The organism is Streptomyces sp. NPDC044064, assembly GCF_056434245.1.
This window is the reverse complement of sequence record NZ_JBWKFN010000015.1, coordinates 156572-180355: the sequence shown is the minus strand read 5'-3', so window position 1 is coordinate 180355 and position 23784 is coordinate 156572. Positions and strand designations below refer to the sequence as shown.

23 protein-coding genes are annotated in these 23784 nt (G+C 71.6%); 9 read left to right on the top strand and 14 right to left on the bottom strand.

Annotated elements, in window-relative coordinates; translation table 11 throughout:
• Positions 1 to 6 precede the first annotated feature (6 nt).
• The 8 genes from AC07DS_RS24715 to AC07DS_RS24680 are packed head-to-tail and all read right to left on the bottom strand — an operon-like array spanning position 7 to position 6884.
• A complete protein-coding gene (locus AC07DS_RS24715; protein WP_479148580.1) occupies positions 7 to 2028 on the bottom strand; it encodes an NADH-quinone oxidoreductase subunit 5 family protein in 2022 nt (673 codons plus the stop codon).
• Positions 2025 to 2411: an NADH-quinone oxidoreductase subunit NuoK gene (gene nuoK / locus AC07DS_RS24710; protein ID WP_145886746.1), complete on the bottom strand. Its 387-nt coding sequence runs from the start codon at positions 2409 to 2411 to the stop codon at positions 2025 to 2027. Before nuoK ends, AC07DS_RS24715 begins: the two co-directional genes overlap by 4 nt.
• A complete protein-coding gene (locus tag AC07DS_RS24705; RefSeq protein ID WP_479148578.1) occupies positions 2411 to 3055 on the bottom strand; it encodes an NADH-quinone oxidoreductase subunit J family protein in 645 nt (214 codons plus the stop codon). The genes nuoK and AC07DS_RS24705 overlap by 1 nt, the downstream gene beginning before the upstream one ends.
• Positions 3052 to 3603, bottom strand: a complete 552-nt coding sequence (locus AC07DS_RS24700) for a NuoI/complex I 23 kDa subunit family protein (protein WP_145886751.1) — start codon at positions 3601 to 3603, stop codon at positions 3052 to 3054. Before AC07DS_RS24700 ends, AC07DS_RS24705 begins: the two co-directional genes overlap by 4 nt.
• On the bottom strand, positions 3603 to 4571 hold the full coding sequence (locus AC07DS_RS24695) for a complex I subunit 1/NuoH family protein (protein WP_479148575.1): 969 nt from the start codon (positions 4569 to 4571) through the stop codon (positions 3603 to 3605). The genes AC07DS_RS24700 and AC07DS_RS24695 overlap by 1 nt, the downstream gene beginning before the upstream one ends.
• A complete protein-coding gene (locus tag AC07DS_RS24690) occupies positions 4568 to 5830 on the bottom strand; it encodes an NADH-quinone oxidoreductase subunit C (protein ID WP_479148574.1) in 1263 nt (420 codons plus the stop codon). Before AC07DS_RS24690 ends, AC07DS_RS24695 begins: the two co-directional genes overlap by 4 nt.
• On the bottom strand, positions 5827 to 6477 hold the full coding sequence (locus AC07DS_RS24685; protein ID WP_479148572.1) for an NADH-quinone oxidoreductase subunit B: 651 nt from the start codon (positions 6475 to 6477) through the stop codon (positions 5827 to 5829). Before AC07DS_RS24685 ends, AC07DS_RS24690 begins: the two co-directional genes overlap by 4 nt.
• Positions 6468 to 6884: an NADH-quinone oxidoreductase subunit A gene (locus AC07DS_RS24680; RefSeq protein ID WP_393467498.1), complete on the bottom strand. Its 417-nt coding sequence runs from the start codon at positions 6882 to 6884 to the stop codon at positions 6468 to 6470. Before AC07DS_RS24680 ends, AC07DS_RS24685 begins: the two co-directional genes overlap by 10 nt.
• Positions 6885 to 7104: 220 nt before the next feature.
• Here AC07DS_RS24680 and AC07DS_RS24675 point away from each other — a divergent pair, with 220 nt between their 5' ends.
• From AC07DS_RS24675 to AC07DS_RS24655, 5 genes are all read left to right on the top strand, one after another.
• Entirely contained in the window at positions 7105 to 8292 is a 1188-nt protein-coding gene (locus tag AC07DS_RS24675) for a sensor histidine kinase (protein ID WP_479148569.1), read from the top strand.
• 152 nt (positions 8293 to 8444) lie between these two features.
• A complete protein-coding gene (locus tag AC07DS_RS24670; protein WP_479148567.1) occupies positions 8445 to 9809 on the top strand; it encodes a sensor histidine kinase in 1365 nt (454 codons plus the stop codon).
• 367 nt (positions 9810 to 10176) lie between these two features.
• Positions 10177 to 10836, top strand: a complete 660-nt coding sequence (locus AC07DS_RS24665; RefSeq protein ID WP_315903872.1) for a LuxR C-terminal-related transcriptional regulator — start codon at positions 10177 to 10179, stop codon at positions 10834 to 10836.
• Between the two features lie 286 nt (positions 10837 to 11122).
• A complete protein-coding gene (locus tag AC07DS_RS24660) occupies positions 11123 to 13051 on the top strand; it encodes a 2-oxoacid:acceptor oxidoreductase subunit alpha (protein ID WP_479148565.1) in 1929 nt (642 codons plus the stop codon).
• On the top strand, positions 13044 to 14105 hold the full coding sequence (locus AC07DS_RS24655; RefSeq protein ID WP_479148563.1) for a 2-oxoacid:ferredoxin oxidoreductase subunit beta: 1062 nt from the start codon (positions 13044 to 13046) through the stop codon (positions 14103 to 14105). The genes AC07DS_RS24660 and AC07DS_RS24655 overlap by 8 nt, the downstream gene beginning before the upstream one ends.
• A gap of 16 nt (positions 14106 to 14121) precedes the next feature.
• On the opposite strand, the gene AC07DS_RS24650 is transcribed toward AC07DS_RS24655, so the two are convergent.
• Positions 14122 to 14532, bottom strand: a complete 411-nt coding sequence (locus AC07DS_RS24650) for a winged helix-turn-helix transcriptional regulator (protein ID WP_479148561.1) — start codon at positions 14530 to 14532, stop codon at positions 14122 to 14124.
• A gap of 92 nt (positions 14533 to 14624) precedes the next feature.
• Here AC07DS_RS24650 and AC07DS_RS24645 point away from each other — a divergent pair, with 92 nt between their 5' ends.
• The 3 genes from AC07DS_RS24645 to AC07DS_RS24635 all read left to right on the top strand — a co-directional run bounded on the left by AC07DS_RS24645 (position 14625) and on the right by AC07DS_RS24635 (position 17065).
• Positions 14625 to 15479 (top strand): SDR family oxidoreductase, encoded by an 855-nt coding sequence (locus AC07DS_RS24645; protein WP_479148559.1) that lies wholly within the window; start codon positions 14625 to 14627, stop codon positions 15477 to 15479.
• 125 nt (positions 15480 to 15604) lie between these two features.
• Positions 15605 to 16555 carry an EamA family transporter RarD gene (gene rarD / locus AC07DS_RS24640; RefSeq protein ID WP_479148556.1) on the top strand — a complete coding sequence of 317 codons (951 nt, stop codon included), beginning with the start codon at positions 15605 to 15607 and terminating at the stop codon, positions 16553 to 16555.
• 42 nt (positions 16556 to 16597) lie between these two features.
• Positions 16598 to 17065: a VOC family protein gene (locus AC07DS_RS24635; protein ID WP_479148554.1), complete on the top strand. Its 468-nt coding sequence runs from the start codon at positions 16598 to 16600 to the stop codon at positions 17063 to 17065.
• Positions 17066 to 17098: 33 nt separating this feature from the next.
• Here AC07DS_RS24635 and AC07DS_RS24630 read toward each other — a convergent pair whose 3' ends face one another.
• Entirely contained in the window at positions 17099 to 18376 is a 1278-nt protein-coding gene (locus tag AC07DS_RS24630) for a tetratricopeptide repeat protein (RefSeq protein WP_479148553.1), read from the bottom strand.
• Between the two features lie 205 nt (positions 18377 to 18581).
• On the opposite strand from AC07DS_RS24630, the gene AC07DS_RS24625 reads away from it, so the two are divergent.
• Positions 18582 to 19169 (top strand): flavodoxin family protein, encoded by a 588-nt coding sequence (locus tag AC07DS_RS24625; protein ID WP_479148551.1) that lies wholly within the window; start codon positions 18582 to 18584, stop codon positions 19167 to 19169.
• A 27-nt stretch (positions 19170 to 19196) separates the two neighbouring features.
• On the opposite strand, the gene AC07DS_RS24620 is transcribed toward AC07DS_RS24625, so the two are convergent.
• The 4 genes from AC07DS_RS24620 to AC07DS_RS24605 all read right to left on the bottom strand — a co-directional run bounded on the left by AC07DS_RS24620 (position 19197) and on the right by AC07DS_RS24605 (position 23554).
• Positions 19197 to 20099 (bottom strand): ABC transporter permease, encoded by a 903-nt coding sequence (locus tag AC07DS_RS24620; RefSeq protein ID WP_479148549.1) that lies wholly within the window; start codon positions 20097 to 20099, stop codon positions 19197 to 19199.
• On the bottom strand, positions 20086 to 21060 hold the full coding sequence (locus tag AC07DS_RS24615) for an ABC transporter ATP-binding protein (protein ID WP_479148547.1): 975 nt from the start codon (positions 21058 to 21060) through the stop codon (positions 20086 to 20088). Before AC07DS_RS24615 ends, AC07DS_RS24620 begins: the two co-directional genes overlap by 14 nt.
• A 39-nt stretch (positions 21061 to 21099) precedes the next feature.
• Entirely contained in the window at positions 21100 to 22296 is a 1197-nt protein-coding gene (locus AC07DS_RS24610; RefSeq protein ID WP_479148545.1) for a LolA family protein, read from the bottom strand.
• 247 nt (positions 22297 to 22543) lie between these two features.
• On the bottom strand, positions 22544 to 23554 hold the full coding sequence (locus AC07DS_RS24605; protein WP_386577132.1) for a polyprenyl synthetase family protein: 1011 nt from the start codon (positions 23552 to 23554) through the stop codon (positions 22544 to 22546).
• Positions 23555 to 23784: the final 230 nt, after the last annotated feature.

Sequence of the window (23784 nt, the reverse complement as noted above, 5' to 3'; positions counted from 1 at the left end):
GCCTGCTCACGCTCCCGTGGCGACGAGGAGGACGGTCACCGTCAGGACGACGGCACCGGCGAGCAGCGCGCTCACATAGGTCTGCACATTGCCGGTCTGCGCACGCCGCACCGCGGCCCCGAGCAGCCGGGGCAGGGCGGCCGCACCGCGTACGTAGGTGTCCACGACCGCGCTGTCGAGGAACCGCACGAGGCTCGCTCCGGCCTGCACCGGGCGGACGAACAACGCCGAGTAGACGGCGTCCAGGTGGAAGCCGACGGCAGCGTGCCGGTACAGCGGGCCGAGCAGCAGCCGGCCGGGGTCGGGCGCGTGGGCGAGTTCGCCGTAGGCCGGCCCGTGGTCGGCGAGGGCGTGGGCCTCGACCAGGCTCGCGTCGCCCTCCGGGTGGGCGGCGGCCTCGCCCTGGAGGCTCTCCCACTCGAAGGAGGGCGTGGGCGCTGCCGGGACGCGGGCGGCGAGCGCACGGGTGCGCTGCCAGGTGCCGTAGGTGACGAGCCCGCCGACCAGGGCGAGGCCGGTGCCGAGGACGGAGGTGAGGAGCGTCGGGGTCAGGTCGCGGCCGTCGAACCAGGCGGGCAGCGAGCGGTAGGCCAGCCCGCCGAAGGCCAGGGACGGCACGGCCAGCACCCACAGCACGACGGTCATCGTGAGCGGCTGGCGGCCGTGGTCGGGGGCTTCGGCGCCCTTGCCGCGGAAGGCCAGCAGCCACAGGCGCGTGGCGTAGGCGGCGGTGAGCAGGGCCGTGAGCAGACCGGCGACGAGGACGGTCCAGCCCGCCGCGCCGGGGGCGTGGTCGGTGTGGCCGGTGGCCACGTGCTCGGCGGCGCCCAGGACGGACTCCTTGGAGAAGAAGCCGCTGAAGGGAGGGACGGCGGCGAGCGCGAGGAGCGCCACGGTCATCGTCCAGTAGGCGTCCGGGACGCGGTCGCGCAGGTGGCTCATGCGGGACATGGCAGCCAGCGAGTTGGTGCCGGCGGCGTGGATGATCACGCCGGCCGCGAGGAACAGCAGCGCCTTGAAAGCGCCGTGCGACAGGAGGTGGAAGACGGCGGCACCGCGGTCTCCGACGGCGAGCGCGCCGGTCATGTAGCCGAGCTGGCCGATCGTCGAGTAGGCGAGGACGCGCTTGATGTCGTCCTGGGCGAGCGCGGCGAGGCCGGAGCCGGTCATCGTGACGGCGGCCATGACGGCGAGGACCACCATCGCGGCCTGGGACGCCTCGAACACCGGGAGGAGACGGGCGACGAAGTAGACACCGGCGGCGACCATCGTCGCGGCGTGGATCAGCGCCGAGACGGGCGTCGGGCCCGCCATCGCGTCGGGGAGCCAGGTGTGCAGCGGGAACTGCGCCGACTTTCCGGCCACGCCCGCGAGCAGCAGCAGGGCGACCAGGGTCGGGTGGTCGATGCCACCGCCGGCCACGGCGCCCAGGACGCGGGTGATCTGGAACGAGCCGGCGTCCGTACCCAGGGCGAACAGGCCGATGAGGAACGGCACGTCACCGAGCTTGGTGACCAGGAAGGCCTTCAGGGAGGCGGCGCGGGCCTCGGGGGTCTCCCAGTAGTGGCCGACCAGGAAGTAGGAGCAGATGCCCATGACTTCCCAGCCGACCAGCAGCACGATCAGGTCGCCGGAGTAGACGACCACGAGCATCGCGGAGGTGAACAGGGAGACGAGGGCCGCGTACGAGGGGTAGCGAGGGTCGTCGCGCAGGTAGCCCGTCGAGTAGATCTGCACGCAGGTCGCGACGAAGGCGACCAGGACGGCGACGAGCGCGGCGAAGCCGTCGATGTCCAGGGACAGCTCGATCGGCACCGAACCGGTCGGGGTCATCTCGGTGTGGGCCACGATGGGCGGCCCGCCGCCCTGGCGTACGGCGACCAGCGCGGCCAGCACGAGCGCGGCCAGGGCCGGCAGTACGGCGAGCGGGCGGACGAAACCGGGGGCGGTGCGGCCCAGCAGCAGGCCGGCAGCGGCGCCCAGGAACGGCAGGAGGGGGACGAGGACGGCGAGGGTGGTCGTGGTCACGCGGTGGCCTCAGCCTTCTCGGCCGCTGGGGTGTCGGTGCCGGGGCCGTCGGTGTCGTCGCCGTGGCCCTCGGCGGTGTCGCGGAGCTTGTCGATGTCGGAGGTGCCGCGGTTGCGGTACACGGCGAGCACGATCGCCAGGCCGATGCCGATCTCGGCGGCGGCGATGGCGATGGTGAACAGGGTCAGCGCCTGACCGGAGTGCAGGGTCTCCGCGGCGGCCCGGCTGAGCCAGACGTCGAAGGCGACCAGGTTGAGGTTGACGGCGTTGAGCATCAGCTCGACCGACATCAGGACCAGGATCGCGTTGCGGCGGGCGAGGACGCCGTACAGGCCGGTGCAGAAGAGGAGGGCGGAGAGAACGGCGGGATAGACGAGGTGCATCAGCGCGCGCCTTCCTTGTCGCCGGGGACGGTCACCGGGGTGGCCGGGGCGCCGGAGGCCGTGGCCGGGGTGCCGGAGGCCTGGCCCGTCGTGCCGGAGGCCGTGTCCGCCTTCGCCTTGCGGGACAGGACGATCGCGCCGACCAGGGCCGCGAGGAGGAGGACCGAGAGGGCCTCGAAGGGCAGGACCCAGTTCTGGAAGAGGCTCTCGCCGGTGACCCTGGTGGTGCCGGCAGCCGGGCCGGTCAGGTCGATCCAGGTCGTGCGGAACGCGTCGGCGACCACCCACACCAGGGCGCCGGCGGCGGCCACCGCGACGGCGAGGGCGATCCAGCGGTTGCCGGAGTCGGCGTCCGGGGAGCGGCCGATGGGGGCCTTGGTGAGCATCAGGCCGAACAGGAGGAGGACGACGACGGAGCCGACGTAGATGAGGACCTGCACCCAGGCGATGAACTCGGCGGTGAGCAGGAGGTACTCGACGGCGAGGCCGCCGAGCGTGACCACCAGCCACAGGGCGGCGTGCACCAGCTGCCGGGTGGTGACGGTGACGAGGGCCGCGCCGAAGGTGACCAGGCCGACGAGCAGGAAGGCGATCTCGACACCGGTCGGGGACAGGAAGCCGTGCTGGGCTGCGGCGAGGCTCACGATTCCCCCTCCTGCGGTTCGGCCTGTGCGGCGGCCAGCTTCTCGGCGGTCTTGCGGGCGGCGGCGATCTCCTTCGGCTCCTCCGCGCCCGCGTCCAGGGCGGGCGGGGCGGGGACGGTCCACATCCACTCGCGGAGCTTGTCGCGCTCGTGGGTGAGTTCGTGGATGTCGGTCTCGGCGTACTCGAACTCCGGGGACCAGAACAGCGCGTCGAAAGGACAGACCTCGATGCAGATACCGCAGTACATGCACAGGGAGAAGTCGATGGCGAACCGGTCGAGGACGTTGCGGCTGCGCTCGCGGCCGCCGGGGGCGGCCGGCGGGACCGTCTCCTTGTGGGAGTCGATGTAGATGCACCAGTCCGGGCACTCGCGGGCGCACAGCATGCAGACCGTGCAGTTCTCCTCGAACAGGCCGATGACCCCGCGGGTGCGGGGCGGCAGTTCGGGCTGGGCATCCGGGTACTGCTCGGTGACCGACTTCCTCGTCATCGTGCGGAGGGTGACGGCCAGGCCCTTGGCCAGGCCGGAGCCAGGGATGGGGGCCATTAGGAGATCACCACCTTGACGACGCCGGTGAGGGCGATCTGGGCGAGGGAGAGGGGGACGAGGAGTGTCCAGGAGAGCTTCTGGAGCTGGTCCTCGCGCATGCGGGGGTAGGTGACGCGGAGCCAGATGACGACGAAGGCGAGGATCGCGGTCTTCAGCAGGGTCCACAGCCAGCCCAGGCCGTCGGCGCCCCAGGGGCCGTGCCAGCCGCCCAGGAAGAGGACGGTGGTCAGAGCGCACAGGACGATGATTCCGGCGTACTCGGCGAGCAGGAACAGCGCGAAGCGCAGACCGGTGTACTCGGTGTACGCGCCGAAGATGATCTCCGAGTCGGCAACGGGCATGTCGAAGGGCGGGCGTTGCAGTTCGGCGAGGCCGGCCACGAAGAACACGACGGCGCCCACGATCTGCCAGGGCAGCCACCACCAGTGGAAGGCGTGCAGGATGCCCGGCAGGGAGACGGTGCCTGCCGCCATGGCCACGGAGGCCGCGGCGAGCAGCATCGGGAGTTCGTAGGCAAGCAGCTGGGCGGCCGTGCGCAGGCCGCCGAGCAGGGAGAACTTGTTCGCGCTGGCCCAGCCGGCCATGAGCGAGCCGAGGACGCCGACGCCCATCACCGCGAGCACGAAGAAGATGCCCGCGTCCAGGACCTGGCCGACCGCTCCCGCGCTCGGCCCGATCGGGACGGCAAGCAGCACGAGCAGGTACGGCAGCAGGGCCACGGCGGGGGCCAGCTGGAAGACGCGGCGGTCGGCGCCCGCCGGGACCACGTCCTCCTTCTGCGCGAACTTCACGCCGTCGGCGATGAGCTGGGCCCAGCCGTGGAAGCCGCCCGCGTACATCGGGCCGAGGCGGCCCTGCATGTGGGCCATCACCTTGTGCTCGGTCTGGCCGACGATGAGGGGGAAGGTCAGGAAGACGACGAACACGGCCACGAGTCGCAGGGCGACGTCCAGCGCGTCGTTCACTGCGGGCCTCCTGTGGGGTCGTCGGGGGTTTCGGGGGTTTCGGAGCCGCGGGGGGCGTCAGAGCTGTCGGAGGTGCTCCGGTCCTCGGGCGCCTTGGGGGTTTCAGGTGCCTTCGGGGCCTCGGGTGCCTTCGGGGCCTCGGGTGCCTTGGGGCCCTCGGGTGCCTGAGGTGCTTCGGGTTGCGGCTCGGGAGCGCGGTTCTCGTCGGGTGCCTGCTCGCGCTCCGGTGCCTGCTCCGGCTTCTGCTGCTCCTCGAACGCCGGGCGCGCGTGGTGCCAGGGGGCGTCCGAGCTGCGCGGGGTGTGTTGGGAGGCCGAGCCCTCCGAGGCACTGCGCGCGCGGCGCGGACCTGCCGGTGCCTCCGCCGCAGCCCCGGCCGCCGCCTGGCTCGCCGAGCCCTCGCTCGCGCTCCTCGTCCGACGCGGCCGCGCGGCAGCACCACCGGTCCCGGCCGCCCCGGCTGCTCCAGCCGCTCCAGCCGCTCCAGCCGCTCCAGCCGCTCCAGCCGCTCCAGCCGCTCCAGCCGCAGTCTCCGCGGCCTGGTCGGATGCCTGGCTGGCCGAGCCCTCCGCCGCCGTACGCGTCCGCCGTGCCGGACGCTCGCCGGCCGCGGCGCGCTCTGTGGCCGCACGTGCCGGCCGCTCCCCCGCCGCGCGGGCCGGACGGGCCGGGCGGGCCGGGGCAGGCGGCAGCTGGCCCTTCAGCGGGCCCCACTCGTTCGGGTCCGGGACACCCGGCGGGAGCATCTGGCGGCGCTTGGGGCCACCGTGCTCGGACTCGCCCGGCTCCTTGGCGCCGGGCCAGGCCTTGGCCACACGGGCGGCGAGGACGAAGTCCTTGCGCAGGGGGTGGCCTTCGAAGGTCTCCGGGAGGAGGAGGTGCTCCAGGCCCGGGTGGCCCTCGAAGTCGACCCCGAACATCTCGTGGGTCTCGCGCTCGTGCCAGGCCGCGCCCGCGTAGACGCCGACGGCGGAAGGCAGCTTCGGCGCCTCGTGCGGGACCGTCGTCCGCACGAGCAGGCGGCGGACCGGCGCGAGGGCGACGACGTGGGCGGAGACGCGGAAGCCCGTGCCCGGTTCGTCGACGGCGCTCAGCCAGTCGAAGTAGGTGCAGGACAGGGTCGTACGGGCCGTCTCCAGGGCGGTGAGCCAGGAGGACGGCGGGACGTCCACCGTCAGGACCTCGTACGACTCCTCGGCCGTGGCCTGCGGACCGAAGAGTTCCTCGGCGGGGGCGGGCAGCCAGCCGACCGTGCTCATCGCGCACCCTCCTCGGGCGAGGCCGAAGCCGAGGCCGAGGCCGAAGCAGGCGCCGGGGGCTTCACCAGGCCGCTCTGCAGGGCGGCGGTGGACGGCCGGTGGGAGGCGTACCGCTCCTCCAGCGACTCGCGGGCGATCTTCTCCTGGAGCTTGAGGATGCCCTGGAGGAGCGCCTCGGGCCGCGGCGGGCAGCCGGGGACGTACACGTCGACCGGGATGATCTGGTCGACGCCCTTGGTCACGGAGTAGGAGTCCCAGTACGGACCGCCGCAGTTGGAGCAGGCGCCGAAGGAGATGACGTACTTGGGTTCCGGCATCTGCTCGTACAGGCGCTTCACGGCCGGGGCCATCTTGTCCGTGACCGTGCCGGAGACGACCATCAGGTCGGCCTGGCGCGGGCCCGGCGCGAAGGGGATGACACCGAGGCGGATGAAGTCGTGGCGGGCCATCGACGCGGCGATGAACTCGATCGCGCAGCAGGCGAGGCCGAAGTTGAACACCCACAGCGAGTAGCGGCGGCCCCAGTTCAGGACCACCTTCATGGGCTCGGGCGCGAGCCGGGCGAGAGCGCCCAGCCGCTTCGGCTCGGGAAGCAGGAGAGGCTCCGCACCGGACGGGTTCACGTCACCGGACGGGTTCACGCCCATGTCAGGACCCCCTTCTTGTAGGCGTACAGCAGGCCCACGGCGAGGAAGCCGAGGAAGATGAACATCTCCACCAGGGTCGTCGCGCCGTAGCCGGGGGCGGCGAAGACCGTCGCCCAGGGGAACAGGAAGATCGAGTCGACCGCGAAGATCACGTACAGGAAGGCGTAGACGTAGTAGCGGACCTGGGTGTGGGCCCAGCCCTCGCCGACGGGGTCGACCCCGCACTCGTAGGTCAGGAGTTTCTCGGGGGTGGGCACGACCGGGCGCAGCAGCCGTCCGGCGCCGAACGCGACCGCGACGAAGAGCACGCCGATGAGGGCGAGCAGTCCCACGACCGAATAGGACCGGAAGTAGCCGGCCGCGACGTCCGCCGCGGCGATCGTCGAGTGCCCCAACGTCTCCCGCACCGTCCGCCCTCGCTCCCTGACCTCGTGACTTGGTGAACCCTGTGATGCAACGTGATTCGAGGATCTGTACGCACCGGAGTCTAGGCCCTGATAAAGACACGGTAAGCAGCCCGTCACACCGTGAGATGTGGGGACCGTGCGGAGGGTGGGGTTTTCCCCCGGGAACAGGGGCGGTGGACCGCATGGCGCAAGGGGTGCCGGGCACGGCAGGCTGGCCGGTATGACCACTCCCGCCTCCGCCGCCGACCGGACCGACGGCCCCGACCGTCTGCCTCCGGCCCGGTTCGCCCTCGGCCCGCACACCTGGAGGGAGATCGCGCATCTCCTGCTGAACCTGCCGGTGGCGCTGCTCGGCTTCACCTACGTGTTCACCGTGGTGCTGGTCAGCGGAGTACTCACCCTCACGGTGATCGGACTCCCGCTGCTGGCCGTCTGTCTGCTGGGCGCCCGGCAACTGGGCAAGCTGGAGCGGATCCGGTCCCGGGCGCTGCTCGGCGTGCGGGTCGAGGAGCCGACGCCGCTGCCGATCGCCAGGGGCGGGGGGCCGATGCAGCGGCTGTGGCTGGCGCTGAAGGACCCGGTGGGCTGGCGGACACTGCTGTACGACTTCATCCGGCTGCCCTGGGGAATCCTCACCTTCACCCTCGTGCTGACCTCGCTGTTCGTGCTGTGGCCGGTGCTGCCGTTCATCACGCGGGGACTGACCAACGTGGACCGGGCGATGGTGCGCGGGCTGCTGTCGCCCTCAGACGAGCTGGAACGCCGTATCGCCGAGCTGGAGTCGGACCGCGGGATCGTGGTCGACACGGCGGCCGCCGATCTGCGCCGCATCGAGCGGGACCTGCACGACGGGGCGCAGGCCCGGCTGGTGAACCTGGCGATGGGCCTCGGCCTGGCCAAGGAGAAGCTGCGGGAGGGCCAGGCCGACGAACACGTCGCCACGATGGTGGCGGAGGCGCATGGCGAGGTGAAGCTCGCGCTGCAGGAGCTGCGCGACCTCGCCCGGGGCATCCATCCGGCCGTGCTGACCGACCGGGGCCTGGACGCGGCCCTCTCCTCGGTCGCCTCCCGCTGCACGGTCCCGGTGAAGGTGACGGCGGACCTGCCGGCCCGGCCGGCGGCCGCCATCGAGGGGATCGCCTACTTCACCGTCTCCGAGCTGCTGCAGAACATCAGCAAGCACAGCCAGGCGCGCTCGGCCGCGGTGGAGGTGTGGCGCTCGGACGACCGGCTGCTCATCCAGGTACGGGACGACGGCCGCGGCGGCGCCACTCTGGAGGGCGGCAGCGGGATGCGGGGGCTGGCGGAGCGGCTGGGCGCGGTGGACGGTCTGTTCGTGGTCGACTCGCCGGCCGGCGGCCCGACGGTGGTCACGGCGGAGCTGCCCTGGCGGGACCGCAAGGAGTAGGCGCACGCCCGGCGCACCCGGCACGCCCCCGGAGGGTGGGGAAAACCCCCGGCTCAAGAGGCCGACGGCCTCCATGGCCCGGGAAGGCGCCGCGCACCAGGCTGGGAGTCACGGCAGCACGCCGCCAGGACGAGGAGAACGGGACGACACCGATGGCCACGGAGTACGGACAGGAGTACGGGCGGGGACACGGGCACCCGGCCGGATCCGGCTTCCCCGCCCCCGACGGGGAGCGCCGCCACCTGCTGCCCGCCGCGCTGCGGGCACCGTTCGAGGCGCGCAGCTGGCGCGAGTTCGGCTATGTGCTGCTGAGCCTGCCGATCTCGGTCGTGCTGTTCAGCTGGACGGTCACCATGGTGGCGCTCGGCGCGGGCCTGCTGGTGACCTTCCTCGGCATCCCCGTGCTGGCGGCGGCGCTCGCGAGCTGCCGCGGCTTCGGCGCGCTGGAGCGCACGCGCGCGCGTGCGCTGCTGCGCCTGGAGGTGGCCGACCCGGAGCCGCTGCGGGCGCGCCGGCAGGGCGCGTTCGCGTGGATGGGCGCGGTGCTGAAGAGCGGCACGTCGTGGCGGCATCTGCTGTACACGCTGCTGCAGTTCCCCTGGTCGCTGTTCTCGTTCGTCGTGGCGGTGAACTTCTGGGCGTACGGCTGGGCGCTGCTGACGTACCCGCTGTGGTTCTGGGTGTTCCCGATGTACGGCGGCCAGGGCGGTCTGCAGCTGTACGGCGACGCGCAGCACAGCGTCTATCTCGACAACCCGTTCGAGATCACCGTGACCGCGCTGGTCGGCCTGCTGTTCACGCTGGCCACGCCCTGGGTCGTACGTGGGCTGACCACGGTGGACGGGCTGCTGGTGCGCGGGCTGCTCGGTCCGTCGCGGCTGTCGGCGCGGGTCGTGGAGCTGGAGTCGGACCGCGGGGTCGTGGTGGACACGGCGGCCGCCGATCTGCGCCGCATCGAGCGGGACCTGCACGACGGGGCGCAGGCCCGGCTGGTGAGCCTGGCCATGGATCTGGGCCTGGCCAAGGAGAAACTGCAGGAGGACCCGCAGGCGGCGGCCCGGATGGTGGAGGAGGCCCACGGCGAGGTGAAGACGGCCCTGCAGGAGCTGCGCGACCTCGCGCGCGGGATCCATCCGGCCGTGCTGACCGACCGGGGCCTGGACGCGGCCCTCTCCTCGGTCGCCTCCCGCTGCACGGTCCCGGTGCGGGTGGAGGTCGACCTGCCGGCCCGGCCGGCGGCCGCCATCGAGGGGATCGCCTACTTCACCGTCTCCGAGCTGCTGCAGAACATCAGCAAGCACAGCCGGGCGCGTTCCGCCTCGGTCGACGTGTGGCACGCGGAGGACCGGCTGATGCTCCAGGTGGTGGACGACGGGGTGGGCGGCGCGGACGCGACCCGGGGCTCGGGCCTGGCGGGCCTGGCCGGCCGTCTGGACGCGGTGGACGGGATCCTGGTGGTGGACTCACCGGCCGGCGGCCCCACCCGGGTGATCGCGGAGCTGCCCTGGCGGGCGTGAGGATGCGGGTGACCCGGCGGGCACGAGGGTGCTGGCGCCCCAGCGGGCCTGAGGGCTCGAGCCGCCCCGGCGGGCCTGAGGGTGCCAGCTGCCCCGGCGGGCCTAAGGGTGCCAGCTGCCCTGGCGGGCCTGAGACGCGAGCCGCCCCGGCGTGCTTGAGAGCGTCTCGGCTGCCCCGGCGTACTTGAGGGCGCGAGCCGTTCCGGGAGGTCTGAGGGCGCACTTCGACCGCGGTACGGCCTCCTGCGACATCCCCCGATTCCGCAGCTCCTGGGCGCGGCGGCCCGAATGCTGGAATGCTGGACCTTCGTACAGGACACCGTCGGAAGGTCGGGCTGTGGGGGGCCGGGAGATCGTGGAGGACAGAGTGCGGGTCGTCATCGCCGAGGACTCGGTGCTGCTCAGGGAGGGCCTGACCCGGTTGCTGACCGACCGCGGGCACGATGTCGTGGCGGGCGTCGGGGACGCGGAGGCGCTGATCAAGACCATCGCCGACCTGGACGCGCAGGGCACGCTGCCCGACGTGGTGGTGGCGGACGTACGGATGCCGCCGACGCACACCGACGAGGGCGTGCGGGCGGCCGTACGGCTGCGCAAGGCGCACCCCGGGCTCGGGGTGCTGGTGCTGTCGCAGTACGTGGAGGAGCGCTACGCCACCGAACTGCTGGCCGGTTCGAGCCGGGGCGTGGGCTATCTGCTCAAGGACCGGGTCGCCGAGGTGCGGGAGTTCGTGGACGCCGTGGTGCGGGTGGCCGAGGGCGGTACGGCGCTGGACCCCGAGGTGGTCGCGCAGCTGCTCGGGCGCAGCCGTAAGCAGGACGTGCTGGCGGGGCTCACCCCGCGTGAGCGCGAGGTGCTGGGGCTGATGGCGGAGGGCCGGACGAACTCGGCGATCGCCCGGCAGCTGGTGGTCAGCGACGGGGCCGTGGAGAAGCACGTCAGCAACATCTTCCTGAAGCTCGGGCTCTCCCAGAGTGACGGCGATCACCGGCGTGTTCTGGCCGTTCTCACCTACCTGAACTCGTAACGGGCTGACACTGTGTCAGCAGCGTGTCAGTCCGTCCGGCTTCTGTGGAGACCGGACGTCCGGGTGGGAGGCCGCAGGAGACAACCGGGAAATACGCGGGGAGCGTCTTGATCGATGCTCCAGTGATACGGGAAATCATGAGAAGTCAGCGCGACCAGCCGTCCCGAAAAGCCACCCGTCCGCGGATGGCCACGGGAAGGCGACCCTAACCGACGTAGGGTTGATACCGGGATGGTCCCTGGGACGACCATCCCCGGAACAGCCGCCTCGAAGGAGGTCCAGTTCAGTGACCAGTCAGGTCAGCAGCCCAGCGGAGCAGGCCGACGGAACCGTCGTGGGAGAGCAGCGCAAACCGGGCGGAGCCAAGGACGTGCGGCGCCTGGATCGGGTGATCATCCGGTTCGCGGGGGACTCGGGTGACGGCATGCAGCTCACCGGTGACCGGTTCACCTCGGAGACCGCGTCCTTCGGCAACGACCTCTCCACCCTGCCGAACTTCCCCGCCGAGATCCGCGCCCCTGCCGGCACCCTGCCCGGCGTCTCCTCGTTCCAGCTCCACTTCGCCGACCACGACATCCTCACCCCGGGCGACGCGCCGAACGTGCTGGTCGCGATGAACCCGGCCGCTCTGAAGGCCAACATCGGCGACCTGCCGCGCGGCGCCGAGATCATCGTCAACACGGACGAGTTCACCAAGCGTGCCCTGCAGAAGGTCGGCTACACCGCCTCCCCGCTGGAGGACGGCTCGCTGGACGGCTACAGCCTGCACCCCGTGCCGCTGACCGCCCTCACCGTCGAGGCACTGAAGGAGTTCGACCTCTCCCGCAAGGAGGCCGAGCGCAGCAAGAACATGTTCGCCCTCGGCCTGCTGAGCTGGATGTACCACCGGCCCACCGAGGGCACCGAGAAGTTCCTGCAGACCAAGTTCGCCAAGAAGCCCGACATCGCGGCCGCCAACATCGCCGCGTTCCGGGCGGGCGTGAACTTCGGCGAGACGACCGAGGACTTCGCGGTCTCCTACGAGGTCGCCCCGGCCACCGAGGCCTTCCCGGTCGGCACCTACCGCAATATCTCCGGGAACCTGGCCCTGGCCTACGGCCTGATCACCGCGTCGCAGCAGGCGGATCTGCCGCTGTTCCTGGGCTCGTACCCGATCACGCCGGCGTCGGACATCCTGCACGAGCTGAGCAAGCACAAGAACTTCGGCGTGCGGACCTTCCAGGCGGAGGACGAGATCGCCGGCATCGGCGCGTCGCTGGGGGCGGCCTTCGGCGGCTCGCTCGCGGTGACGACGACGAGCGGTCCCGGTGTGTCGCTCAAGAGCGAGACGATCGGCCTGGCGGTCTCCCTGGAGTTGCCGCTGCTGGTCGTGGACATCCAGCGCGGCGGACCCTCGACCGGTCTGCCGACCAAGACCGAGCAGGCGGACCTGCTGCAGGCCATGTTCGGCCGCAACGGCGAGGCCCCGGTCCCGATCGTCGCCCCGAGGACCCCGGGCGACTGCTTCGACGCGGCCCTGGAGGCCGCCCGGATCGCGCTGACCTACCGCACCCCGGTCTTCCTGCTCTCCGACGGCTATCTGGCCAACGGCTCCGAGCCGTGGCGGATCCCGGACCTGGACGAGCTGCCGGACCTGCGCGTGCAGTTCGCCTCCGGCCCGAACCACACGCTGGAGGACGGTACCGAGGTCTTCTGGCCGTACAAGCGGGACCCGCAGACCCTGGCCCGCCCGTGGGCGATCCCGGGCACGCCGGGTCTGGAGCACCGCATCGGCGGCATCGAGAAGCAGGACGGCACGGGCAACATCTCCTACGACCCGGCCAACCACGACTTCATGGTCCGCACCCGCCAGGCCAAGATCGACGGCATCGACGTGCCGGATCTCGAGGTCGACGACCCGCACGGGGCGAAGACGCTGGTCCTGGGCTGGGGCTCGACGTACGGGCCGATCACCGCCGCGGTACGCCGGCTGCGCACGGCGGGCGAGTCGATCGCACAGGCCCATCTGCGCCATCTCAACCCGTTCCCGCGCAATCTCGGAGCGGTGGTCACCTCGTACGACAAGGTGGTGATCCCCGAGATGAACCTCGGGCAGCTCGCCACCCTGATCCGGGCGAAGTACCTGGTCGACGCGCACTCGTACAACCAGGTCAACGGCATGCCGTTCAAGGCGGAACAGCTCGCCGCCGCGCTGAAGGAGGCCATCGATGACTGAAGCCACCCACTCGCTGCTGCAGCTGGTCCCCAAGGCCGAGGCCAAGCAGTCCATGAAGGACTTCAAGTCCGACCAGGAGGTGCGCTGGTGCCCGGGCTGCGGTGACTACGCGATCCTGGCCGCCGTCCAGGGGTTCATGCCGGAGCTGGGCCTGGCGAAGGAGAACATCGTCTTCGTCTCGGGCATCGGCTGTTCCTCCCGTTTCCCGTACTACATGAACACCTACGGGATGCACTCCATCCACGGCCGCGCCCCGGCCATCGCGACGGGCCTGGCGTCCTCCCGCCGGGATCTGAGCGTGTGGGTGGTCACCGGTGACGGCGACGCCCTGTCCATCGGCGGCAACCATCTGATCCATGCCCTGCGCCGCAACGTCAACCTCAAGATCCTGCTGTTCAACAACCGGATCTACGGCCTGACCAAGGGCCAGTACAGCCCGACCTCCGAGGTCGGCAAGATCACCAAGTCGACCCCGATGGGCTCGCTGGACGCGCCGTTCAACCCGGTGTCGCTGGCGATCGGCGCGGAGGCGTCCTTCGTCGCGCGCACGATCGACTCCGACCGCAAGCACCTGACCGAGGTGCTGCGCGCAGCCGCCGACCACCCGGGCACGGCCCTGATCGAGATCTACCAGAACTGCAACATCTTCAACGACGGCGCCTTCGACGCCCTGAAGGACAAGCAGCAGGCGGACGAGGCCCTGATCCGCCTGGAGCACGGGCAGCCGATCCGGTTCGGCACCAACGGCAGGCATGGTGTCGTACGGGACCGGCAGACCGGTGACCTGAGGGTGGTGACGGTGACCCCGGAGAACGAGGCGGACATCCTGGTGCACGACGCGAGGTCCGCGTCCCCCACCACCGCCTTCGCCCTCTCCCGGCTGGCCGACCCCGACACGCTGCACCACACCCCGATCGGTGTGTTCCGCTCCGTCGAGCGGCCGGTGTACGACGTCCAGATGTCCGAGCAGCTGGACACGGCCATCGAGCAGCACGGCAAGGGCGACCTGGCCGCGCTGCTGGCCGGCGGGGACACCTGGACGGTCGTCGGCTGATCCCGCTCTTCTGTGATCACGAGGCCCGGGAGCGGAGTTCCCGGGCCTCGTCGTACGTCCGGCGGGCCTTCTCCACGTCGCCCATGCGGTCGTGCGTCCACTGCGCCAGGGACCGCACCTGTTCCGCCGCCTCCCGGCCGAGGCCGGTGAGCGAGTAGTCGACGCGGGGCGGGATGACCGGCTTGGCGTCCCGGTGGACCAGGCCGTCGCGCTCCAGGGTCTGCAGGGTCTGGGTGAGCATCTTCTCGCTGATGCGGCCCACCTGGTCGATCGCCCGCCGCAGCTCGCTGAACCGTCGCGAGCCCTCCATCAGCTCGATCAGGACGAGCACGCCCCAGCGGCTGGTGACGTGCTCCAGGACGAGCCGGTAGGGGCACATGGCCTCGGCCTCGGCTCCGGTGCGCGCACGCGAGTTACTTACTGCCATGCCAGTACCTTACTTCAAAGTGGGTACTTTCGCTTGGTTAGTGCACCTCCTAGGGTGAGTGCCATAGCCACCCCACAAGGAGATTCCTGACCATGAGCATCGTCGTCACCGGAGCCACCGGACACCTCGGCCGTCACGTCGTGGAACAGCTGCTGGAGAAGGTTCCGGCGGAGCAGATCACCGCCGTCGTCCGCGACGAGGCGAAGGCCGCCGACTTCGCGGCCCGCGGGGTGAAGCTCGCGGTCGCCGACTACAACGCGCCCGACACCTTCGACGGCCTGTTCGCGGCCGGCGACAAGGTCCTGCTGATCTCCAGCAACGAGTTCGACAAGGGCCGGATACAGCAGCACCGGGTCGTCATCGACGCCGCCAGGTCGGCCGGCGTGGCGCTGCTCGCGTACACCAGCGCCCCGGGCGGCCTCAAGGCCGCGCTCGCCGACGACCACCGGGCCACCGAGGAGGCGCTGCTCGCCTCCGGCCTGCCCTACAGCCTGCTGCGCAACGGCTGGTACCACGAGAACTACACCGAGAACCTGGCCCCGGTGCTGGAGCACGACGCGGTCGTCTCGGCGGCCGGCGAGGGCCGGGTCTCCTCGGCCTCGCGCGCCGACTACGCGGCCGCCGCGGTCGCCGTGCTGACCGGCGAGGGCCACGAGAACACGACGTACGAGCTGGGCGGCGACGTGGCGTGGAGCTTCGCCGAGTACGCGGCCGAGCTGAGCCGGCAGACCGGCAAGGAGATCGCCTACAACGCCGTCACCGGTGAGGTCCTGAAGGGCATCCTGGCGGGCGCCGGCGTGCCCGCGCCGTTCGTCGAGATCCTCGTCGGCGTCGACGCGTCCATCGAGAAGGGCGAACTCGTCGTCTCCTCCGGCGACCTGTCCCGCCTGGCCGGCCGCCCGACCACCCCGCTCGCCGAGGCGGTCGCCACCGCCCTCAAGGGCTGACGGATCGGGAGACCGACCCGCACCCCCGCCTGTCATGACCGTATGCCGATACGGGCATGACAGACGGGGGTGCTCGGCGCTACCTTCGTTCTCGCGTGCGTGAGTGAGGCGAGAAGGAGGGGCCCGTGGCCGGGACGTCCAAGGGAGAACACCGGGCAGGCCTGCTGAACGGCTTCGCCGCGTACGGCATGTGGGGACTGGTCCCCCTGTTCTGGCCCCTGCTGAAGCCCGCCGAAGCGCTGGAGATCCTGGCCCACCGGATGGTGTGGTCCCTCGCCTTCGTCGCCGTCGCCCTGCTCTTCGTACGGCGCTGGGCCTGGGCCGGGGAACTGCTGCGGCAGCCGCGGCGGCTCGGCCTCATCGCGCTCGCCGCGGCCGTCATCACCGTGAACTGGGGCGTCTACATCTGGGCCGTGAACGCCGGCCATGTGGTCGAGACGTCCCTCGGGTACTTCATCAACCCGCTGGTGACCATAGCGATGGGCGTGCTGATCCTGAAGGAGCGGCTGCGGCCCGTGCAGTGGGCCGCGGTCGGCGTCGGCGTCGCCGCCGTGGTCGTCCTGACCGTCGGCTACGGCCGTCCGCCGTGGATCTCCCTCTGCCTCGCCTTCTCGTTCGCCACCTACGGGCTGGTGAAGAAGAAGGTCGCCCTCGGCGGCATCGAGTCGCTGGCCGCCGAGACCGCGATCCAGTTCCTGCCCGCGCTGGCCTTTCTGCTCTGGCTCTCCGCGCACGGCCGGTCCACCTTCACGAGCGAGGGCGCGGGGCACACGGCCCTGCTCGCCTCGACCGGCATCGTGACCGCGCTGCCGCTGGTCTGCTTCGGCGCGGCGGCCATCCGCGTGCCCCTGTCCACGCTGGGGCTCCTGCAGTACCTGGCCCCCGTCTTCCAGTTCCTGCTCGGCGTCGTCTACTTCCACGAGGAGATGCCCGCCGCGCGCTGGGCAGGCTTCGCACTGGTGTGGCTGGCGCTGATCCTGCTCACCACGGACGCGCTGCGTGCCGCGCGGAGGCCGCGGGCGGTCGTCGTGCCGCCCCGCGCCGAGACGCCCAGCTCAGCCGCGGTGGACGCCTGACGCAGGGGCCGGCTGTCAGTGGGGGCGCTATAAGTGGTGCCCATGTCGACGCAGACGCCCGCACCACTGCACTGGAAGCTCGTCATCGACGCGGCCGACCCGCACGCCCAGGCCGACTTCTGGGCCGCCGCGCTGCACTACACGGCCGAGGACAACAGTGCGCTCGTCGAACGACTGCTGTCGCTCGGCGCGCTGCCCGAGGAGGCCACGGTCGAGTACCACGGCCGCCCCGCCTTCCGTGATCTGATCGCCGTACGGCACCCCGACGACCCCTACGCCCCGGACTCCGGCACCGGGCTGGGGCGGCGGCTGCTGTTCCAGCGCGTCCCGGAGGCCAAGACGGCCAAGAACCGGCTCCACCTCGACCTGCACCCCGGCGCCGGGCGGCGCGCGGACGAGGTGGCGCGGCTGACGGCCCTCGGCGCGCGGGTCCTGCACGAGGTCGAGGGGCCCGCCGGTGACTGGACGGTGATGGCGGACCCGGAGGGCAACGAGTTCTGCGTGCAGTAGCCCGGGCGCGCGAACAGGGAGCGGGGTGACCGGTTACGCCTGCGCCTGCGCCGCCTTGGCCGCGCGGTCGGTCAGGCGGACCATGCGGGCGCGGGCCGACTCCAGGGGCTGCGGGTCCTCGGCCGCGGGTCCCGGCTCCGCCATGAGATCCGCCCACAGGCCGATCAGGTCACGGCCCATCCGCAGGCCCTCCTCGGGGTCGCGTACGGCCCGCCAGGCGGTGGCCGCGCTCCGCACGTTGCCGTAGGCGCCCTCGGCGTCCGCGGCCTGCCGGCGCATCTGCGCGAGGTCCAGGGAGAGTCCGAAGGAGCGGACCGGGTCGCCCGCCAGGTAGGCGATGTAGGCGGTCAGTTCGCGCAGGTGCAGCACCTCGGCGTGGCGGGGGCCCAGCACCCCGGAGGCCTCGACGACCGTGCGGTCGGCGAGTTCCGCCGCGTCCTCGATACGGCCGCTCCGGACAGCCTCGTTGATCCGCGCCATCGGCTCGGTCAGCAACTCGGCCCCCTCCGCGGTCTCGGTCACGGGCTCGTCCCCGAGCACCTCCTCGGCCACGGCGTCGAAGCCGCGGGCGGGGGTGGGGGTGGGGGTCGCAGACGCGACCGGGGCGGGCTCGGGGTCGAGCAGGGGGGCGAGCTTCGGAGCGGGGGCGAGCACGGGGGCGGGCTTCAGGGCGGGGGCGGGCACAGGGGCGGGCTTCAGGGCGGGCACGGACACAGCGTCGGCCTTCGGAGTGGACGTGGACACGAGGTCGGGCTTCGGGGCGGACGCGGACACGAGATCGGACGCCGAAGAGGACGCGGACACGAGGTCGGGCTTCGGGGCGGAGTCGCTCTCGGGTACGGCGGCGGAGGCGGGGGGTGACTCCACGGTGTCCGGTACGGCGACGCGAGCCGAGGGCGCGTCCATGACCGGCGGCGGGCCGAACTGCCCGGTGGGAGCCTGGGCCTTACCCGCCGCGGCCGGGGAAACCGGCTTCGGGGAGACCGGCCGCGCGGAACCCGGCTGCGGGCCGCGCGGAGCGACCCGGACGGGGTCTCCCGCCACCCTGCTGGAGCCGTCCGCCGAGACCTCGAGGGGAACCACGCAGCCGGCACGGTCGTCGTGGATCGTGGCCCGTATGGAGGTGCCCAGGCTGATGGCCAGGCGCTGGAGGTGGTTCAGCACGGCGTGCTGGATCTCCTCGCCCGGAGCCGCGACGACCGACGTCCCGCCCACCGAGGCGCTGCCCTCGCCGGACACCCGGACCTGCACCACCGCAGGGTGCGTCACGGGCTGCTGCACCCGCTTCTTCTCGAAGCTGAGTCGAGACATCGGTTTCCTCACTCCCCCGGCGTCGCACCCCGGTCGTACGCGTCCTGCCAACCAGTCTGTCGGCTCAGCCCGCTTCCCGCGTAACCGCGACGTCACAGCATCGCACCAGCCGCACGCCTGACGCCTCTTGCTACCAAGTGCTTGCGTGTGCATAAAATGCATGCGCTGGTATTCGCGTATCGACATCGCTCGCTTTGGGGGACCCATGAGCCGCCGCTTCCTGTTCGTGCTGGGCAGTGCCCGCCTCGACGGCAACACCGAACTGCTGGCCCGCGAGGCCGCCGCGCAGCTGCCCGGTGACGTCGAGCAGCGGTGGATCCGCCTGGCCGAGCACACGCTGCCCGACTTCGAGGACGTGCGGCACGACAGCGACCGCGTACGACCGGCCGCGGACACCGAGACCGGCCTGCTGCTGGACGCCACGCTCGCGGCCACGGACATCGTGATCGCCTCGCCGCTGTACTGGTACTCGGTCTCCGGCCTCACCAAGCGGTACCTGGACTACTGGTCGGGCTGGCTGCGCACCCCCGGCATCGACTTCAGGGCGGCGATGGCCGGGCGCACGCTGTGGGGTGTCGCCGCGCTCGCCGACCGGGAGCCGTCGGTCGCCCAGCCCCTCGTCGGCACCCTCAACAACTCGGCCGCGTATCTGAAGATGCGCTTCGGCGGGGTGCTGCTCGGCAACGGCAGCGCGCCCGGGGACGTACGGAAGGACACCGACGCGCTGGCGCGCGCCAAGACGTTCTTCGCGCAGGAGACACCCCTCGCCCGCTTCCCGCACCAGGACGCCTGAGTCCCGTCCCGCGCGGTTCGCCGCGCCCTAGGTGTTGATGTCCTTCGTCGTGAACCGCGCCCAGGCCGCCGAGCCGAACACGGCCGCGTACAGCGCCTGGAGACCGAGATTCCTGACCAGGTCGTCCCAGTAGACGGGGTCGCGCATCAGATCGGCGAAGGACAGCCAGTAGTGGGGGAAGAAGTACGGCTGCAGCGCGTGCAGCTGGGGTATCTGGTCGAGGATCTGGACGGTGATGAGCAGGCCCACGGTGGTCGCCATCGCCGCGATGCCGCTGTTGGTCAGCGTCGACACGAACAGGCCGAGGGCCGCGACACCGACCAGTGAGGCCGCGACGACCAGGGCTATCAGCAGTGCCCGGCCGAGGCCCTCGGCGAAGCTGATCCGGGTGCCGGAGATCGTGGTGAGGTCGCCGAGCGGGAACAGCAGCGCGCCGACGATCAGCGCGGAGACGGCCACGACCAGGGTGGCCAGCACACAGAAGGCCATGACCGTCGTGTACTTGGTGAGCAGCAGGCGGGTGCGGCCGGCCGGGGCGACCAGCAGATAGCGCAGGGTGCCGCCGCCCGCCTCGCCGGCGATCGCGTCGCCCGCGACCACGCCGACCGCCATCGGCAGGAAGAACGGCAGGGTCGCGGCCAGTGCCGTGAACACCAGGAACAGGCCGTTGTTGGTGATCTGCGCGATGAACGCCGGCCCGTCACCGCCGCCCGGGCCCGCCGTCGAGCCGCCCCGCGTCTCGATCCGCACCGCGATCCCGACCAGAACCGGCACCGCTGCCAGCACCCCGAGCAGCGCGAGGGTGCGCCAGCGGCGGACGGTGGTGACCAGCTCGCTGCGCAGCAGCCCGAAGGTCCACAGGGGGTTCGGGCGGCCGGGGCCGGCCGCGGCGGCCGGTGCCCGGAGTACCTCGGCCTCAGCCCGCGACATCGAATCCCTCTCCCGTCAGTGCCACGAAAGCGTCCTCCAGGGAGGCTCGTTCGAGTGTGAGGCCCCGGACCCGGACACCCGCCGTGACAAGGGCGGCGTTGATCTCGGCGAGGTCCCGCTCGGGCGGCTCGCCGGTCACCCGGTCGCCGTCGACGGTGACGTCCCCGACGCCCTGTTCCTTCAGCAGCCGGGCCGCCTCGCCCGGGTCCGGCGTGGTCACCACCAGCCGGCCGCGCGCCCCGGCCGCGAGGTCGGCCACCTCGCCCTGCGTGATCAGGCGGCCCTGTGCCATCACCGCCGCGTGCGTGCACACCTGCTCGATCTCGTCGAGGAGGTGGGAGGAGAGGAATACGGTGGTGCCGTCGGAGGCCAACTCCCGGATCAGGGCGCGAATTTCCCGCATGCCCTGTGGGTCGAGGCCGTTGGTGGGCTCGTCCAGGACGAGCAGCCTGCGCGGCTGGAGCAGGGCAGCGGCCAGGCCGAGGCGCTGCTTCATGCCGAGCGAGTACGCCCTGGCCTTCTTGCCTGCGGCGGCCGTGAGGCCCACCCGGTCCAGGGCGGCCGCGACACGGGTCCGCCGGGTGCGCGGGTCCGCGGTCGGGTCGGCGGCGTCGTAGCGCAGCAGGTTGTCCCGGCCGGAGAGGAAGCCGTACAGGGCGGGGCCCTCGATCAGCGCGCCGACCTGCGGGAGGACGGTACGGCCGGCCCGGGGCATGGGGCGGCCCAGGACGCGGGCCGTGCCCGAGGTCGGCTCGATCAGACCCATCAGCATGCGGATGGTGGTGGTCTTGCCCGAACCGTTGGGGCCGAGGAAGCCGAAGACGCTGCCCGCCGGGACGGTCAGGTCGAGACCGTCGACGGCGAGCTGTCCGCCGCGGTAGCGCTTGGTGAGGCCGCGCGTGGCGATGACGTGCGCCGGCGCCTCCCCAGAGTCCTGCTCCGTGGCGGACGGTTCGCCCATCGGCTCCCTCGATTCGTCGTGTGCCGTACCCCGGAAGGGTTACTTCGCTTCGTCGGCCGCCTTGACCAGCGTGTCCTTGGTGACCGCTCCGGCGTACACCTTGCCGTCATCGGTGATCAGCGCGTTGACCAGGCGGGTGGAGAAGACCGTGCCCTTGCCGAACTTCCCGGAGACGTGGTCGCCGAGCGAGCCGAGGAAGCCGCCGAAGGCGCCGCCCTCGGAGCCGGACGGCATGCCGCCCTTGGCGCCGGTGTCGAAGGTGGCGACGGACGTCCAGCCCTTGCCGAGCACGTTGGCACCCTGCAGGCCCTGGGTGAAGTCCTCACCCGACTTCGGGGCGTGCCCGGGAGCCTTGGACTCCTTCTTCCCCTCGGTGACCTTCGCGCCCTTGGGCGGGGTGAAATCGAAGGTGGAGACGGCCGGCTTGGCGAAGGAGACCTGGGTGAAGCCCGCGTCGAGGACGGCGGCGCCGCCGCTCTTCGGGGTGAGCGTGAACTTGAGCGGCATGCCCGTCTTCGCGTCGACGGCGATGCTGATCGCGCCGACCGTCGAACCGGACTGCTTGGGCTTGATCAGCAGCTTGTAGGCGTCGCGTCCGGCGACCTGCGCGGTGCCGTCGACGGTCACGGACGTGGTGTCGTCGACCGACTTCAGGGCCTCGTCGGCGAAGCCCTTGGGCGTGGCCGGCGGCTCGGCCCGGTGCTCCTTGCCGGAGTCGGCGGCGGTGCCGTGGAAGACCTCGTTGCTCTTGCTGTCGTAGCCCCAGACGTTCTTGCCGTCGTGGATGAGGCTGTACTCGGAGCCGCTCTCCAGCACCGAGAGCTTCTGCCGGTCCGGGCCGTCGGTCGCCACGCGCAGGGTGTGCGTGCCGGAGACCAGCTCGGTGAGCTTGGACGTCGGGTCGGCGGAGGAGCCGTCGCCGCCCCGGGCCGCCCCGGACGCCAGGCTGCTCTCCAGGCCGCCGAGGTTCGGCAGGCCGAGGTCGGTGCTGACCTTCACCGTGCCGGACAGCTGCTGCACGTCCGACTTGGCGATCTTCTCGATGAGCTGCTGCGCGGTGATCTTGGGCAGATCGGGCGAGCCGGAGTCGGCGAGCGCCGGGACCAGCCCGATCGTGGCCGCCGCCACCCCCACCACCGCGACCGGGACCACGTACCGGGCGGCTTTGCGGCGTCCGGTGGGCAGGTCCTCGCCCTGTCCGGCGCCCGTTGCCTCGTCGGATTCGTACGGTGCCATCTGTGCCTTACCTCCGTCGTCGGCGGCGGCTGTCCCCACACTGGTCCACCTGAGCCGCCATTCTCACCCGAATCGGTGAGGAGTGGTGATTTCCGTGGTTTCCATCTGACCAAATCGGCCGTGAGGAAGCGTCAGACCACGGAGCCAACTCCGTGTACGCCTGCGGTATGACACACGAGGGCGGTGCCTCCCCCGACCCGTAGGGGTCGTGCGGGAGACACCGCCGTCGGGTCGGGTGTGCGGGCGGCTAGCCGGCCCGGTGCACCACTGCGTCGCACAGCTCGAGCAGCGCCGCCTTGGCGTCGCACTCCGGCAGCGGGGCCAGTGCCGCCCGCGCCTCCTCCGCGTAGCGGACGGTGTCCCGGCGGGCCTGCTCCAGCGCGGGGTGCGCGCGCAGCGCGGTCAGCGCCTCTGCGTGCCGGGCGTCGTCGCTGAGGTCGGAGTCCAGCAGCTCGCACAGCGCGATGTCCTCGGCCAGGCCGAGGCGGGCGGCCCGCTCGCGCAGCCGGAGCACGGGCAGCGTCGGGATGCCCTCGCGCAGGTCGGTGCCCGGGGTCTTGCCGGACTCGTGCGAGTCGGAGGCGATGTCCAGGACGTCGTCCGCGAGCTGGAAGGCGACCCCGAGCCGTTCGCCGTACTGGGTGAGCACGTCGACGACCGTCTCGTCGGCGCCGGACATCATCGCGCCGAACCGGCACGACACGGCCACCAGGGAGCCAGTCTTGCCGCCGAGCACGTCCAGGTAGTGGTCGACCGGGTCACGGCCGTCCGAGGGGCCCGCGGTCTCCAGGATCTGCCCGGTGACCAGCCGCTCGAACGCGAGGGCCTGGACCCGGACCGCCTCGGGGCCGAGGTCGGCGAGGATCTGGGAGGCGCGGGCGAAGAGGAAGTCGCCGGTGAGGACCGCGACCGAGTTGCCCCAGCGGGTGTTGGCGCTGTCCACGCCGCGCCGCACGGACGCCTCGTCCATGACGTCGTCGTGGTACAGCGTGGCCAGGTGGGTCAGCTCCACGACGACGGCCGACGGCACGACGCCCGGCGCGTACGGGTCGCCGAACTGCGCCGCGAGCATCACGAGCAGCGGCCTGAACCGCTTCCCGCCGGCCCGGACGAGGTGCTGCGCGGCCTCCGTGATGAACGGGACCTCGCTCTTGGTGGCTTCGAGCAAGCCTTCCTCGACAGCCGCCAATCCGGCCTGGACATCGGCTTCCAGAGCCTGGTCCCGCACGCTCAGCCCGAACGGCCCGACGACGGTCACGAGGGGTCTCCTGTCTGCTGGTGTCTGCTGGCGATTACACGGTTTGTCGATAGGTCGTTGCCATCACTCAAGTCAGCGTATCCGGTCCTGTTTCGATCACCGATAGCGCCCACCGGTCCAGCCCGGGCGGTATCGGATCAGGGCCGGTATGTTTTTGATCATCTGATAAGTGTTGGTACACAACGACTTAACAGGATCTCGTCCGATTTGTCGCGAACCGCACGGCGGGC

Bases quoted from the DNA above. Each gene is read 5' to 3' on its own strand.
- AC07DS_RS24690 (WP_479148574.1), bottom strand. From the start codon at position 5,830: ATGAGCACGGTCGGCTGGCTGCCCGCCCCCGCCGAGGAACTCTTCGGT.
- AC07DS_RS24610 (WP_479148545.1), bottom strand. From the start codon at position 22,296: ATGGCACCGTACGAATCCGACGAGGCAACGGGCGCCGGACAGGGCGAG.
- AC07DS_RS24685 (WP_479148572.1), bottom strand. From the start codon at position 6,477: ATGGGCGTGAACCCGTCCGGTGACGTGAACCCGTCCGGTGCGGAGCCT.
- AC07DS_RS24670 (WP_479148567.1), top strand. From the start codon at position 8,445: ATGGCCACGGAGTACGGACAGGAGTACGGGCGGGGACACGGGCACCCG.
- AC07DS_RS24615 (WP_479148547.1), bottom strand. From the start codon at position 21,060: ATGGGCGAACCGTCCGCCACGGAGCAGGACTCTGGGGAGGCGCCGGCG.
- AC07DS_RS24675 (WP_479148569.1), top strand. From the start codon at position 7,105: ATGACCACTCCCGCCTCCGCCGCCGACCGGACCGACGGCCCCGACCGT.
- AC07DS_RS24630 (WP_479148553.1), bottom strand. From the start codon at position 18,376: ATGTCTCGACTCAGCTTCGAGAAGAAGCGGGTGCAGCAGCCCGTGACG.
- AC07DS_RS24655 (WP_479148563.1), top strand. From the start codon at position 13,044: ATGACTGAAGCCACCCACTCGCTGCTGCAGCTGGTCCCCAAGGCCGAG.
- AC07DS_RS24625 (WP_479148551.1), top strand. From the start codon at position 18,582: ATGAGCCGCCGCTTCCTGTTCGTGCTGGGCAGTGCCCGCCTCGACGGC.
- AC07DS_RS24700 (WP_145886751.1), bottom strand. From the start codon at position 3,603: ATGGCCCCCATCCCTGGCTCCGGCCTGGCCAAGGGCCTGGCCGTCACC.
- AC07DS_RS24620 (WP_479148549.1), bottom strand. From the start codon at position 20,099: ATGTCGCGGGCTGAGGCCGAGGTACTCCGGGCACCGGCCGCCGCGGCC.
- AC07DS_RS24635 (WP_479148554.1), top strand. From the start codon at position 16,598: ATGTCGACGCAGACGCCCGCACCACTGCACTGGAAGCTCGTCATCGAC.
- nuoK (WP_145886746.1), bottom strand. From the start codon at position 2,411: ATGCACCTCGTCTATCCCGCCGTTCTCTCCGCCCTCCTCTTCTGCACC.
- AC07DS_RS24650 (WP_479148561.1), bottom strand. From the start codon at position 14,532: ATGGCAGTAAGTAACTCGCGTGCGCGCACCGGAGCCGAGGCCGAGGCC.
- AC07DS_RS24645 (WP_479148559.1), top strand. From the start codon at position 14,625: ATGAGCATCGTCGTCACCGGAGCCACCGGACACCTCGGCCGTCACGTC.